Origin of the sequence: Legionella drancourtii LLAP12, assembly GCF_000162755.2 — a bacterium.
In the GTDB taxonomy this organism is placed as follows: Bacteria; Pseudomonadota; Gammaproteobacteria; order Legionellales; family Legionellaceae; genus Legionella; species Legionella drancourtii.
The window spans coordinates 137300-151183 of sequence record NZ_JH413811.1; the positions used below are offsets into that span (position 1 = coordinate 137300).

A 13884-nucleotide genomic window follows, 5' to 3' on the forward strand; every position below is an offset into this window, starting at 1 on the left:
CACAAAGATCCACAGAAAAGCATATAAACCAAAAACAAGAGCTATTTGAATAAATTTTGATCTGGATGAGATGCCTTGATACTACAAATTATTAGCTTTCGCAAAGGCGAAACTAGGCTAAGATATGCGGCTCATCAACCCTAGGTTGTTTGCAATAGCAATAAACTCGTGTAACATCATTAATAAGTCTAATTAAGTTAGAAAAATCATGCGATTAAATTTAATAAGCATCAGTTTGGCAGGAAGCCTCGCCTTAGCAGGCTGCGCAACTAAAGGAACAAATCCCGCGGATCCTTATGAGCCATTTAACCGCAAGGTTTATAAGTTTAATTCAACATTTGACAAGATCTTTTTAAAGCCTCCCGCAAAGCTCTATAAAGCCGTTTTTCCTGCCTTTGTTCGTAAAGGTGTCAATAATTTTTATAACAACCTGGATCTGATCCCAACCGTTGGTAATGATGTACTTCAGGCTGAAGGAAAATGGGCAATTAGAGACACCTGGCGTTTTATAATTAACTCCAGTTTAGGTATCGGTGGCCTAGTAGATGTAGCACAGACCTTTGGTTTACAACCCCATTCAAATGACTTAGGTCTTACTTTAGCTAAATGGGGTGATAAACACTCACCTTATTTAGTTCTGCCATTTTTAGGCCCAAGCACTATTCGTGACGGAGCCGGATGGTTATTCCAATTTGCACTCTACAGTCCTTATGTTTACATTAATGAGGATGCAGTAGTTTATAGTTTACTGGCTTTACGTTACGTTGATCTGCGTTCGCAACTGTTTGATACTGAGCGCTTGATGGATGAGGCATTAGATAAATACTCATTCATGAGGGATGCTTATTTGCAACATCGCAACTACCTTATTTCTGGCGCAGAGCAAGATAATGGTGCGCTTTATGTTGATGATGAAAAGGCAGATGCAAAAGCAGCGTCTACTGCTGGTAGTGATTATGTAGAATAAAAACGCCCTTCTTCCTGGGAGGCCTAGACGTCAAATTGACGCCTAGGGGCTTTACACTGCCATTAAATTAAGGAAATCTGTCATTGAAACCATCCATGAATTGGCATTATAGCCAGTGAGGAATGGATCCCCGCCTATGCAGGGACGACAGGCTCTGAGACATTTGAAGCATAAAATCCTTAACTTAATGGCAGTAGGGGCTTTACAGCCCAGCCTAAAAAAGATATCAGGCATAAACCAGAGCAAAACAATACACTCAGGCCAAACAAATTTTCTCAAGAGAACGCAAAAAATCACCAGCAATATCTAATCCAGTTTCAGCAGTAATTTCGCGCAAACATGTTGGACTGGTTACATTGATTTCAGTTAAGTAGTCTCCAATAACATCAATCCCAACAAAATAAAGCCCTTTTGCTTTTAGTGTTGGCGCTATTTGCTCACATATCCAGCGATCACGTGCGGTAATTGGAACCACCTCACCACGCGCACCTGCCGCTAAATTCCCACGCAGCTCTCCTTTGGCAGGAATTCGCGCCAAAGCATAAGGCACGGGCTCGCCATTAATGACCAAAATACGTTTATCACCTCCAGTTACAATTTCGGGGATGTAACGCTGCGCGATAATAGTCCGCGTTTGATGCTCAGTCAGTACTTCCAAAATAACCGATAAATTTCTTCCCTGCTCATCGACATGAAATACTGAACTTCCCCCCATACCTTCTGCGGGTTTAAAAATTACGTGTTGATGCTCTTGCCAAAAAGCCCTTAGCTTTTTCATATCTCGAGAAACAAGTGTTGTCGGACAGCATTGCGGGAACTTTAATGTAAAAAATTTTTCATTAGCATCACGTAAACTTTGTGGCCTATTCGCGACAAGAACACCTTCGCGTTCAGCAAGTTCCAAAAGATAGGTCGTGTAAATATATTCGGTATTAAACGGTGGGTCTTTGCGCATTAAGATAATATCAAAATCACCCAAAGGTTTCTCTCCTAAATCCTTTGTTCTAGCCCAATTGCTGCTGTATTCATCGCCAATCTCTATGTCATAAACTCGCGCATAAGCCCGCCCCTCACTGCAAAATAAATCGTTTTGCGTAAAATAAACACAAGACCAACCTAGCTCTTGGGCACGTTTTACCATAGCAACAGACGTATCTTTGTATGGCTTTAAATAATGTAATGGATCCAGCAAGAGCGCAAGTTTCATTACTCGCCCCCAATAGCCGCACTTTCGCGCGCAGCAGCAAGAGCAGCTAATCGTGCAATCACCCCGTAAACATAAAAACGATTAGGACAATCAACCACTTCTAATTCATCATTTGGCATGTTACACGCTTGGGCAAATGCCAGCGGTTCAAAATGCATTCCTGGCGCATTGAGATTCTCATCAATACCACGTTCTTGATGAACACGATAAAATCCACCTACTACAAATTGACCAATCATATAAACAACTGGCTCAGCAACAGCACCATTGGGCATAGTTTCAAAAGTATAAACACCCTCTTGGATAATAACGCGATCTACTTTTTGACTGCCTTTGCTGGCCGACATTTTGGTCCGCTGTTTACGATTTAATTGCCGCACTTGCTCCGCCTCATGGACCATCATCACGCTCATACCATAAGTGCCATTATCTGCTTTAATAACCACAAAGGGTTTTTCTTTAATACCATAAGTAGCATACTTGTCCTGAATCATCGTCAAAATTTTATCTACTTCTTCTGCTAATTGGTCAATACCTTCTTGCGCCATGAAATCAACACCATCTATGGCGCTAAAATAAGAATTAATTAACCAAGAATCCATGCCCAGCAGTTCAGAAAACTCATTTGTCACATCATCATAAAAACCAAAATGGCTGGATTTTAATCGTGTCGACCAACCTAATTTGGCTGTAGGTCTGATTTTTTGCTGTAATCCTTGCAAAACTTCAGGAATACCTTGCGATAGATCATTATTAAGCATTATAAAACAAGGATTAAAATCAGCCAGACCGATTCGATCACCTTGTCTTTCGATCGGTTCAATCAATAATGTTTCGCCATGTTCAAGAACGACTTCGCGGGGTTCTTTAAGTTCAGGATCTAAGCTACCAATACGCACGACAAAACCTGCTTTGACAAAGATTTGCCGCAAGATGTGAAGGCTTTGCATGTAAAATTTATTGCGCGTATGGCTCTCTGGAAGTAATAAAATTCGTGTACAGCTAGGCACATAATCGGCTAATACTGACTGCACTGCCTGAATACACAAGGGAAGAAACTCTGGATTTAAATTGTTAAATCCAGCTGGAAATAAATTAGTGTCTACCGGGGCTAACTTGAAGCCTGCTTGACGTAAATCAACTGACGAAGTTAATGGTGCGGGAGTTTTCTTCCATTCTCGCCTGAACCATGCCTCAATTGCAGCAACCTGATTTAAAACGATTTTTTCGACATGATACAATGGACCAGTATTAGCTATGGCCAAATGAGGAACAGGGACTTCAGAAGCGTTCATGTTATCTCTCTTATTATTTTTGTTAACCGATGTTACCGGGGTTAAGAAAGAAATAAAAGATCTTGATTGTTTTCTGTTATTATATCCCTAATCTGCTTTTAGTACCCAACGTCCCGCGGACAAACCTCAGGATGTCGAATTGGGGGTAAATTCAAACAATTATAAAAGGAATTGTATTTATGGTAAGTGAGCTGGCACAGCAATTTGCTACACAAATCCAAACTTTTTTTTATCTCATCATGCTAATCAATGGTATTTTACATTTAATTTTTGCCGGGGCTGTTGCTCGTGATGGCGGAAGCATGAATCGAATGGGGCAAAAAACAGTTCTAGTCTCAGCCTCAACCTGGGCATTTGCAACTTTAATTGGCGGTGTATTTACAGCAACAATTTATTGGTTGCTACACCATTCTACATTAACAAGACCCATAATAAGAGAAGCGCGTTATGACAAACCCTAAGATTAAAACCATTGATGTTCATCAGCTAAAAAATAAAATGGAACAGGATGAAAAGTTATGCCTAATTGATGTACGCGAACAAGACGAATGGCAGGCTGTACGTATTCCCAACGCTATTCATATCCCCAAGGACAACATTTCGTCACAGATTGAAGCACAAGTTCCTAATAAAAATCATCCAATTTACTTGCATTGTAAAGGCGGAGTAAGATCCTTATATGCCGCACAATGCTTAATGGATCTCGGATACAATGAAGTCTATTCAGTGAATGGTGGCATTATGGAATGGGCTATGTTTGGTTATCCTATTGAACAATAACCTCTTAGTAATAAATCTTGGTAAACCATATTTAGCACATCCTATTGCCCCGATACAGCTCGCAACTTTACCCTTAGTTAGAATGGATCCCCGCCTACGCGGGGACAGGCTCTGAGAAATTTGAAGCATAAAATCCTTAACTTAATGGCTGTGGATGCAGCTCTGGGGTAATAAGCTACCATAAGTTAACAATTCACTTTTATTGGCCTATTGCCAAGTTCAGAACATCCTACCTCGTCTCGACAGGCGTCCGCTGCAGCAAATAAGCCCACGCTGGAAGAATAAACAGATTCTGGTTTTACTTTAATTTCCTCTTTCTTATCCTGAGCTAAAACCGCACTTTGACTATGCACACATTGTTCTAACTTCGCTATTTTTTTAGTTAAGTGCTCAAGGAATATCTTCACATCAAAATTTTCAATCTTTTTCTCATTAAACGGATTATTAGCAGACAGATGTCCTTTCCTTAGATCGGTAGGATCAACATAAATATAGGACAGCATGAAATTTTTTAATTTAGAAAACATAAAACACAAATCAGCATCAGAAGGTATATTATCTACTCTAAAATCCAGTGATGTAGCTAATGAAACATAGAACTTGCTATTATTCTCATTCGTTGCAAATGAGGAAAAATAATTTAGCCAGGATCGTTCAGGATCATAATCATTGAAAATACTCCCATGCACATAGCAAGCTAAAGCATTAAATGTTTGTTGCCTGTCTTCTATAGCAATAGAAGATGCATCCAAACAACGTATCGTTGTTAATATGAAACCGATTTGAGCTCTTCTCTTTTGGGGAATATTAGGATACTTGTGTGCTAACTCTTTGGGATCAGCCTTATCTTGTTTGTAATCGTCAATAAGCTTTTGGGCGTTATGCCCATATTTTTTTGCTAAGTGTTGGATACTTTGCAAAATTTTTTCCTTTAGTACATCATAGTCTACGTATTGAAAACCCATTTTTTTCTCCTTAAACTCCATAAACAGGATTAGTAAACTCCATTGCCAATGGTGAAGTTTAAACTAATTAATTAATTACGTCATGATCTTTCTTTTTACTTTTGAATGAATTTTTAATCGCTAAAGCGGCCTTAGCAAATAAAGTAAAAGTCTCCATCAGCTCTAAAATTTATGTATTTTTAATTGCTTTATTCCACAGCATTAAGTTAATTTACACCTTGTTTATCCAAATGAGGATGCAGCTGTATGAAAAAATATCTCTACTCGACTCTGTTGGCTTTTAGCTGTATTAATGCCCAGGCGAATACGAATCAACCAAAGCTGGTTGTTCAATTAGTCATAGATCAATTACGCGGCGACTTAATTCAACAACACCAACAACAATTTGGCAATTATGGTTTTACTTATTTATTAAACCATGCCATTAATTATCATAATGCCCATCACCCTCACGCCAACACGACAACCTGTGCGGGACATACGACCATTGCAACCGGAAGCTATCCTGCCATGCATGGCATCGTAAATAATGATTGGTATGATCGAAAATCAAAACAAATGATCTATTGCATGGAAGATTTAAAAGCAAATATCTTACCAACTCAACATACTAAGACCATTATTCCAGGCCGCTCGCCACGAAATATATCTGCATCAACCTTAAGTGATGAAATCATCTTATCGAACAAAGGACGCTCCTTTGGCGTTTCATTAAAAGACCGCTCAGCGATTGCACTTGCAGGACATGCAGGCAAAGCTTTTTGGTTTGATACAACAAATGGTGGTTTTGTTACCAGTAACTATTATTATAATGAATACCCTGTGTGGGTGCAAAATTGGAATAAGCACTATGAATCCCCTAATTTTGATTGGAATCTTGGGCGTCCACGAACTGAATACCAAAATGTAAATTCACCCGTGTTTCCACAAATAGATCAAACCTTTGGCCAAAATTTCCCACATCATGTAACCCATAATGAAAATCAAGACTATTTTAAAGCACTGTCTAAAACACCTAAGGCCGATCAATTAACAGGAAATTTTGCAGAACAATTGCTAACTGAAGAACGGTTAGGATTAACGGCGAATAAAACAGATTATTTGGCCATTAGTTTTTCTGGGGTTGATGCAATTGGCCATCAATTTGGCCCCAATAGTCTGGAGGCAGAAGATAATCTACTGGAGTTAGATAAAACGTTAACCCATCTTCTTAGTGTGATTGATAAACAAGTAGGACTGAATAATACCCTGATTGTCCTCACAGCAGATCATGGCGTGAATGATGGCCCGGCTTATCTCAAAGCCTATCATATTGCTGAAATTAAACCCATTAAGATTGCTAAGCTCAAACACTACGTTCATAAAGTATTACAAAAACAATATAAGCTTCCCGAACAAGCACTTATGTCCATTACCCTACCTTATATTTACCTTAATCATAAAATCATTAGTCAGCATAAAGTCAATCTAGATGAAGTGAGTCATCACTTAGCCCAGGCATTAACGCTGCAACCTGGAATATTTAAAGCCTATGCACTTCCTGTTACACAGATTGAAAAAGATTGGCTCAGTGCTAAGGTAAATAAAATGTCCTATCCATATCGAACTGGAGATGTCTATATAGTACAACCACCCAATCAATCAAATGGCGCGAAAAATATGTACCGCGTTACCCACGGTAGTCCATGGAATTATGACAGCTATGTTCCTTTGTTATTTGTTCATCCAAATTTTAAAGCGCAACGTATTTCCCGTCCAGTATATACCACAGATATTGCGCCAACTTTATCAGCCTTATTGATGATTAAATCACCATCCGCCGCTGTTGGGCAACCGCTCGAGGAAGTGTTGTCCGCCACCGAGCAATTACCCCGTTAAACAGCCTGTAACTCAGATTAGGCAAAGCCCTAATCTGAGAAGTATTTCCCCTATCTTATCTATAAAGGGAGAGCCTGTATGAGATAAAGATTGAATTTAACACAAAAAACATTTACCATTTGTGCGAAAATTTGAGCGATATAATCATGAACAAAGAAGCAATTATAATTGGGATTTCAGGCCCATCTGCATCAGGTAAAAGCCTTTTCGCAAACACTATCGTTAACGAATTAGGTTCAGAACATGTAGTAGTTATTTCTGAGGACGCCTACTACAAAGACAATGGACATCTCCCCTTCGCTGACCGAGAAAAAATAAACTACGATCATCCAGATTCTTTTGATCATAGTCTGCTTAGTGAGCATTTACGCCAACTTCGTGAAGGTAAGTCGGTCGAGATTCCCATTTATTCACACTCCAAGCATCAGCGTTTAGCGGAAACCAGAGCTGTAGGCAAGCACGCAATTATTATTTTAGAAGGTATATTACTCTTTAGTGATAAAGAATTACGCGAACTAATGGACATCCGTATTTTTATGTCTACCCCTTTGGATGTTTGTTTGACTCGACGTTTAAAAAGAGATGTTGTGGAACGCCATAGAACATTTGAGTCCGTAGTACATCAGTATGAAACAACCGTACGGCCCATGTACTTACAGTTTATTGAGCCATCAAGCCGTTATGCGGACATCATTGTTCCTCGAGGCGGTGAAAATAGAATTGCTATCGAAATGATTCAAGCAAAAATGCGTGAATTATTAGCATCACATACTTAAATAGTAAAGGAGAACACCGTGGGCTTTTTAGCGGGTAAAAAGGCACTTATTATTGGTCTGGCGAGCAATCGATCCATTGCTTACGGTATTGCTAAAGCATTTCATGAGCAAGGGGCTGAATTAGCATTTACCTATCAAGGCGAACGCTTAAAAGAGCGGGTGGAATCAATGGCTGCTGAATTTAATTCAACATTGACTTTTCCTTGTGATGTAGCTAATGATGCAGAGATCACGGCCCTGTTTGTAAATCTGGGTAAGCATTGGAATAAATTCGACATTCTAATTCACTCTGTTGCTTATGCCCCAGCCGATCAAATCAGTGGTGACTTTGTAACATCATGTACTCGTGAAGGATTTCGCATTGCTCATGACATCAGTGCTTACAGTCTGATTGGTTTAGCGCAAGCGGCTTTGCCGATGATGGAAGAAACTCAAGGCTCTATTTTAACAATGAGCTACTATGGTGCTGAAAAAGCGGTCCCTAACTACAACGTTATGGGCATAGCTAAAGCCAGCTTAGAAGCTTCTGTACGTTATTTGGCGTCAAGTTTAGGCAGTCGCGGTTTACGTGTTAATGCCATCTCCGCAGGCCCAATTAAGACTCTAGCTGCCGCTGGCATTAAGGATTTCCGAAAAATCCAAACTGCGTATGCAAGCATTACTCCACTGCAAAGAAATGTCACTATTGAAGAAGTTGGTAATACTGCTGCATTTTTATGTTCAAACTTAGCTTCGGGGATCACCGGGGAAGTAGTACATGTAGATGCGGGTTATCATGCTGTTTCAACAATGAGTGATTTAACTTAATACTCGCGTAGGTTGGGTCATTTGACCCAACAATCGTGCTCATCAGCAACCTCATACCTAAGATAAACACCGAATGCTGGGTCAAACGACCCAACCTACAATGTGGTTTGTGCGAGAGGAAAAATTTAAACAATTTCCCCTGTCTTTTTATAAACAGCATCAATTGCTATTAAAGACTCTAATAACTGCTTCATTTTATCCAAAGGCCAACTATTAGGACCATCACTTAGAGCTTTGTCGGGATCAGGATGGGTTTCCATGAAAATACCCGAAATTCCTGCAGCTACAGCCGCACGTGCAAGTACAGGTATAAACTCTCTTTGCCCACCAGAAACACCATTGTTACCACCAGGCAATTGCACTGAATGGGTAGCATCGTAAACAATGGGACATTCAGTTTCGCGCATAATTGCTAAAGAACGCATATCGGAAACTAAATTATTGTAACCAAAACTCACGCCACGCTCACACGCCATAATTTGCTCATTACCGCTTGCTTTTGCTTTAGTAATGACATGCTTCATTTCCCAAGGTGCTAAAAATTGGCCTTTTTTGATGTTCACTGGTTTATTCATCGCCGCCACTTTTTGAATAAAATTTGTTTGGCGGCATAAAAAAGCAGGGGTCTGTAAGACATCAACCACACTGGAAACTTCTACTAAAGGCGTGTCTTCATGCACATCAGTTAACACAGGTACACCAATTTGTGCCTTTACTTTTTCTAAAATAGCCAAACCTTTCTCAAAACCTGGACCGCGATAACTGGATAAAGAGGAGCGATTTGCTTTATCAAAAGATGATTTGTAGATAAAAGGAATGTTTAATTGACCACATAGTTCTTTTAAATAACCTGCAGTTTCCAATGCCAATTCCTCACTTTCAATAACACAAGGGCCTGCTATTAAAAATAAAGGCTTATCCAATCCTACTTCAAATCCACATAATTTCATGCTTTACCCTTCTCTTGATGTTTATTTCGTGCAGCAAGTACAAATTGTTTAAATAGCGGATGACCACTTCTTGGCGTAGAAGTAAACTCTGGATGAAACTGACATGCTAAAAACCAAGGATGATCTGCAAGTTCAACCATTTCCACTAACGTACTATCAGCAGAACGTCCTGAAATAATCAATCCATGCTCTACCAAGCGTTCAACGTATTTATTATTCACTTCATAACGGTGACGGTGACGTTCAATAATTTGCGGTTTGTCATAGACCTTGCGTGCCAGCGTACCTTCTTCCAATTGACACAATTGGGCACCTAAGCGCATCGTACCACCTAAATCAGTATGCTCATCACGGAATTGTTTGGAGCCATCAGCTTCCATCCATTCGTTAATTAAGCCAAGAACAGGATAAGGTGTATTCTTATTAAATTCAGTAGAATTTGCTCCAGTCAACCCAACAACATTGCGCGCAAACTCAATAACCGCCGTTTGCATCCCCAAACAAATGCCCAAGAATGGTATTTTATGTTCACGGGCAAATTGAATTGCGTTGATCTTTCCTTCAACTCCACGCTCACCAAAGCCACCTGGAACAAGAATAGCATCCACATTTTCTAATAATGACGGGCCATGGGTTTCAATGAGCTCCGCATCCAAATACATAATTTCAACTTTAGTTTGAGTATGGATACCAGCATGCAGTAAAGCTTCGTTAATTGATTTATAGGCATCATTCAATTCAATGTACTTACCAACCATAGCAACTTTCACTGTCATGGTTTGAATCTTTTGCATGTCAACAACACGTTGCCATTCACTAAGGTCTGCAGGTTTGACATTTAGTGCTAATTTCTTAACGACAATGTCATCTAAACCTTGCTCATGCAATATCATTGGAATTTGATAAATGCTTGACACATCTTCAAGAGAAATAACCCCTTCTTTATCCACATTCGTAAACAGGGCAATTTTTGCTCGATCCGCCATGGATAATGCTTTCTCAGAACGACAAATTAACACATCAGGTTGAATACCAATAGAGCGTAATTCTTTTACAGAATGCTGTGTAGGCTTTGTTTTCGTTTCACCAGATGTAGCAATATAGGGTACTAAGGTCAAATGGATAAAGAGTGCTCGTTGCGAACCTAATTCAATACGCATTTGGCGAATGGCTTCTAGAAATGGTAAGGACTCAATGTCCCCTACAGTTCCACCAATCTCAACCATAGCCACATCAAAACCATCAGCGCCTAGTTTGATACAACGTTTGATTTCATTGGTGATGTGTGGAATTACTTGGACAGTACCCCCTAAATAATCCCCTTTACGTTCTTTTTTAATAACGTTTTCGTAAATTTTTCCAGAAGTGAAATTATTCCGTTTGGTCATTACGGTATTAACAAAACGCTCGTAGTGCCCCAAATCCAAATCAGTTTCTGCACCATCATTCGTTACAAACACTTCACCATGCTGGAATGGACTCATGGTGCCGGGGTCGACGTTAATATAAGGATCTAGCTTAATTAATGTAACACTAAGACCGCGTGCCTCAAGGATGGCAGCTAAAGATGCGGCAGCAATACCCTTCCCTAAGGAAGACACAACACCGCCAGTAATAAAAATAAAGTTTGTCATATTGACCCCGTTTAAAATGCTAAATCCACCAAGGCCTATTAGCGCCCCTTAATTCATGAAATTTACATTTGCATGTAAACGGGATTTAATTCTACCAAAATGAAAATAAAAATGACACAAATTTCTTAAGGAAGATTTGTGTTTAATAATAAAACAAGAGCTGAATTGAGCTGTAAGGCCTATTCATCGTGTCTATCCGGTGCATAATACCTGAACTAAACCGCAAATGTTAGGCCTCTCAGTCAAAGGAAAATAGTGACAGACCCTAACTAATGGCCAACAAATGCCCCATCTTTTCTTTCTTCGTTTTCAAATAGCGGTGACTTTCCAAAGTTGGCTCAACCTCTAAAGGCACCCGCTCAATTACTGTCACACCATAACGCTCAACTGCAGTAATTTTTAATGGATTATTCGTCAACAGACGTATTGCATCAATACCAAAATGTTTGAGTATCTGGTAGGCAATGGCATAATCACGATTATCAACCGGAAGACCCAGCTCATTATTCGCATCGACCGTATCTAATCCCTTTTCTTGCAAGGCATAAGCTTTTAACTTATTCGCCAGGCCAATGCCACGCCCTTCTTGACGTAGATAAATTAACACGCCCCCTTCGGCGGCAATTAAAGAAAGAGACTGTTCTAACTGCTTGCCACAGTCACACTTGCACGAACCAAAAATATCACCGGTAATGCATTCAGAATGGATACGCACCAAAGGAACTTGATTCGCAAATTTTGGCGGTTTAACCAACGCAAAATGCTCCGCAGAATCCAAATCATTGGCAAACACCGTCATATTAAAATCCCCTTTGTCTTGCAAGGGAATACGAGTTGACGCTGCATCACGAACTAAAATTTCATGACGTACTCGGTATTCAATTAAATCTTTAATGGTTACCAAGGGAATATCATGTTTTTGTGAAAAGGCAACCAATTCCTCAAAACGACTCATAGTCCCATCTTCATTCATGATTTCACAAATTACCGCCGCAGGTATTAAGCCCGCAAGCTTTGCCAAATCAACACTCCCCTCAGTTTGACCTGCACGTTCTAAAACGCCTTTTTTGCGCGCCCGCAAAGGAAATACATGTCCGGGAGAAATAATGTCTGCCGGCTTACTCTCAGGGTTAATTGCAACCTGGATGGTATGCGCCCGATCATGGGCCGAAATACCCGTTGAGACGCCTTCTACTGCTTCGATGGATACCGTAAACGCAGTGCCATAAGGTGATTTATTATTTTGCGCCATCATGGGCAACTGTAACTGATCAATTAATTCCTCTGCCATAGGCAAACAAATTAATCCACAACCATAACGAGACATAAAGTTAATTACTTCAGGGGTGGCAAATTCTGCAGCCACGATGAGATCCCCTTCGTTTTCTCTATCCTCATCATCTATTAAAATAACCATTTTACCGGCTTTGAGTGTTTCCACTGCCTGTTCTATTGTAGCTAATGAATGCTTCATAACGCGACCTCATTAAATCCAGAGTATAGGATGACCCTAGCTCTCTTGCCAATCAATACATGCCATCATATTGTCACCCATAGCATGCCAAGACACCGTGTGCGGACGGTCAAATAGCCCACTTTGCTGGTATGCTGAAATTGCATTTTGTTCCAAACTGGTTGGAACGAGATACAAATAAGTACGGTGAACTAATCCTTCCTGATGTAAGGCAGTAAAAATAGCGCCGCCCGCTTCGACCCAAACATCATGATATCCTAGTTCGCCTAAATGCCTGATTACGGCACTTAAATCCATTACCCCATTCTTCATCGGCATGCGATGCAAACTGCTCTTTGAATAGGAAATCTTGCGCTCATCACAATAATATATATGACAATGAGCGGCTGTTGAAAAAATTTGCGCTTCGTTATTAAGCGTGAGTTGTCTATCAATAATTGCCACAGGCTTTGCTTGCTCTTTAGCCCCTAAGCGCACATTCAGCTTAGGATTATCCAATTGAATAGTTCGCGCGCTGGTAAGGATCACATCCGTTGCCGCACGCATTTGGTGGGTAAACTCCCCGCATAAAGAATTAGACAACACGACACGCTCACCAACTTTCCGACCAATTTTACCATTTAAAGTTTGGGCAATTTTAACTGTAACCCGCGGTTTTTTAGTTATCGTCCAATACGTGTAACTTTTATAAAACTCAGTGATCTCTGCCACCGGATAATGCGTCACCTTAATGCCTTGGGCACGCAATTTTTCCGTTGAATTATTTTGCGCAACAATAGGGTTAGGATCTGCATAAGCAAAAATCACATGCTCAATACCGCCATGGTTAATAATGACATCAACGCAAGGAGGCGTTCTCCCCCAATGATTACAGGGTTCAAGCGAAATATAAAGACTTACCCCTGGTGTTTTAGGCGGGATCTGTGCTAACAATAGTTGTTCAGCATGTGGTGTCCCTGCACCATGATGGCAGGTCTGTGCTATAATATTTCCGTTTTGCACAGCAACAGCGCCAACACAGGGATTGGGAGCGCAAAAACCTTGCCCTAGACGGGCTTGTTCGAGAGCTGCGAGCAGAAACTTTTTATGCATTGATTACGGTACCTTTAAAATCCGGATTAATGATAACAAATTATTCAATTTTTGAGTAG

At 40.2% G+C, this 13884-nt stretch carries 13 protein-coding genes; 6 read left to right on the forward strand and 7 right to left on the reverse strand.

All coding sequences use genetic code 11. The features are described 5' to 3' along the window. The first annotated feature begins 208 nt into the window (after positions 1-208). Positions 209-967 (forward strand): MlaA family lipoprotein, encoded by a 759-nt coding sequence (locus tag LDG_RS05850; RefSeq protein WP_040534654.1) that lies wholly within the window; start codon positions 209-211, stop codon positions 965-967. 256 nt (positions 968-1223) lie between these two features. Here the strand turns inward: LDG_RS05850 and gshB are convergent, their stop codons facing one another. After that, complete coding sequence (gene gshB, locus LDG_RS05855) at positions 1224-2174, reverse strand: glutathione synthase (RefSeq protein WP_006870277.1); 951 nt, start codon at positions 2172-2174, stop codon at positions 1224-1226. After that, positions 2174-3469, reverse strand: coding sequence for a glutamate--cysteine ligase (gshA, locus tag LDG_RS05860; RefSeq protein WP_006870278.1), 1296 nt, complete (start codon positions 3467-3469; stop codon positions 2174-2176). Before gshA ends, gshB begins: the two co-directional genes overlap by 1 nt. 179 nt (positions 3470-3648) lie before the next feature. Between gshA and LDG_RS05865 the strand changes: the two genes are divergently transcribed. Next, a complete protein-coding gene (locus LDG_RS05865) occupies positions 3649-3930 on the forward strand; it encodes a hypothetical protein (RefSeq protein ID WP_006870279.1) in 282 nt (93 codons plus the stop codon). Continuing rightward, positions 3917-4249: a rhodanese-like domain-containing protein gene (locus LDG_RS05870; protein ID WP_006870280.1), complete on the forward strand. Its 333-nt coding sequence runs from the start codon at positions 3917-3919 to the stop codon at positions 4247-4249. The genes LDG_RS05865 and LDG_RS05870 overlap by 14 nt, the downstream gene beginning before the upstream one ends. Before the next feature lie 185 nt (positions 4250-4434). Here LDG_RS05870 and LDG_RS05875 read toward each other — a convergent pair whose 3' ends face one another. Continuing rightward, on the reverse strand, positions 4435-5214 hold the full coding sequence (locus tag LDG_RS05875) for a hypothetical protein (RefSeq protein WP_006870281.1): 780 nt from the start codon (positions 5212-5214) through the stop codon (positions 4435-4437). Between the two features lie 246 nt (positions 5215-5460). Here LDG_RS05875 and LDG_RS05880 point away from each other — a divergent pair, with 246 nt between their 5' ends. From LDG_RS05880 to LDG_RS05890, 3 genes are all read left to right on the forward strand, one after another. Then, on the forward strand, positions 5461-7092 hold the full coding sequence (locus LDG_RS05880) for an alkaline phosphatase family protein (protein WP_006870283.1): 1632 nt from the start codon (positions 5461-5463) through the stop codon (positions 7090-7092). A gap of 146 nt (positions 7093-7238) precedes the next feature. Further along, on the forward strand, positions 7239-7868 hold the full coding sequence (udk, locus tag LDG_RS05885) for a uridine kinase (protein WP_006870284.1): 630 nt from the start codon (positions 7239-7241) through the stop codon (positions 7866-7868). 18 nt (positions 7869-7886) lie between these two features. Next, positions 7887-8675 (forward strand): enoyl-ACP reductase FabI, encoded by a 789-nt coding sequence (locus LDG_RS05890; RefSeq protein WP_006870285.1) that lies wholly within the window; start codon positions 7887-7889, stop codon positions 8673-8675. A gap of 125 nt (positions 8676-8800) precedes the next feature. Here LDG_RS05890 and kdsA read toward each other — a convergent pair whose 3' ends face one another. From kdsA to ribD, 4 genes are all read right to left on the reverse strand, one after another. After that, complete coding sequence (gene kdsA, locus LDG_RS05895; RefSeq protein WP_006870286.1) at positions 8801-9625, reverse strand: 3-deoxy-8-phosphooctulonate synthase; 825 nt, start codon at positions 9623-9625, stop codon at positions 8801-8803. Further along, the gene (locus LDG_RS05900; RefSeq protein ID WP_006870287.1) at positions 9622-11259 is read right to left on the reverse strand and encodes a CTP synthase; all 1638 of its coding nucleotides are present in this window, start codon (positions 11257-11259) and stop codon (positions 9622-9624) included. Before LDG_RS05900 ends, kdsA begins: the two co-directional genes overlap by 4 nt. Before the next feature lie 265 nt (positions 11260-11524). Then, a complete protein-coding gene (ribB, locus tag LDG_RS05905; protein WP_006870288.1) occupies positions 11525-12733 on the reverse strand; it encodes a 3,4-dihydroxy-2-butanone-4-phosphate synthase in 1209 nt (402 codons plus the stop codon). A 36-nt stretch (positions 12734-12769) separates the two neighbouring features. Continuing rightward, on the reverse strand, positions 12770-13825 hold the full coding sequence (gene ribD, locus LDG_RS05910; protein WP_006870289.1) for a bifunctional diaminohydroxyphosphoribosylaminopyrimidine deaminase/5-amino-6-(5-phosphoribosylamino)uracil reductase RibD: 1056 nt from the start codon (positions 13823-13825) through the stop codon (positions 12770-12772). Positions 13826-13884: the final 59 nt, after the last annotated feature.

Coding starts and splice junctions, on each gene's coding strand:
- LDG_RS05870 (WP_006870280.1), top strand. CDS start 3,917: ATGACAAACCCTAAGATTAAAACCATTGATGTTCATCAGCTAAAAAAT.
- udk (WP_006870284.1), top strand. CDS start 7,239: ATGAACAAAGAAGCAATTATAATTGGGATTTCAGGCCCATCTGCATCA.
- LDG_RS05850 (WP_040534654.1), top strand. CDS start 209: ATGCGATTAAATTTAATAAGCATCAGTTTGGCAGGAAGCCTCGCCTTA.
- gshB (WP_006870277.1), bottom strand. CDS start 2,174: ATGAAACTTGCGCTCTTGCTGGATCCATTACATTATTTAAAGCCATAC.
- LDG_RS05875 (WP_006870281.1), bottom strand. CDS start 5,214: ATGGGTTTTCAATACGTAGACTATGATGTACTAAAGGAAAAAATTTTG.
- ribD (WP_006870289.1), bottom strand. CDS start 13,825: ATGCATAAAAAGTTTCTGCTCGCAGCTCTCGAACAAGCCCGTCTAGGG.
- LDG_RS05880 (WP_006870283.1), top strand. CDS start 5,461: ATGAAAAAATATCTCTACTCGACTCTGTTGGCTTTTAGCTGTATTAAT.
- LDG_RS05900 (WP_006870287.1), bottom strand. CDS start 11,259: ATGACAAACTTTATTTTTATTACTGGCGGTGTTGTGTCTTCCTTAGGG.
- kdsA (WP_006870286.1), bottom strand. CDS start 9,625: ATGAAATTATGTGGATTTGAAGTAGGATTGGATAAGCCTTTATTTTTA.
- LDG_RS05865 (WP_006870279.1), top strand. CDS start 3,649: ATGGTAAGTGAGCTGGCACAGCAATTTGCTACACAAATCCAAACTTTT.
- gshA (WP_006870278.1), bottom strand. CDS start 3,469: ATGAACGCTTCTGAAGTCCCTGTTCCTCATTTGGCCATAGCTAATACT.
- ribB (WP_006870288.1), bottom strand. CDS start 12,733: ATGAAGCATTCATTAGCTACAATAGAACAGGCAGTGGAAACACTCAAA.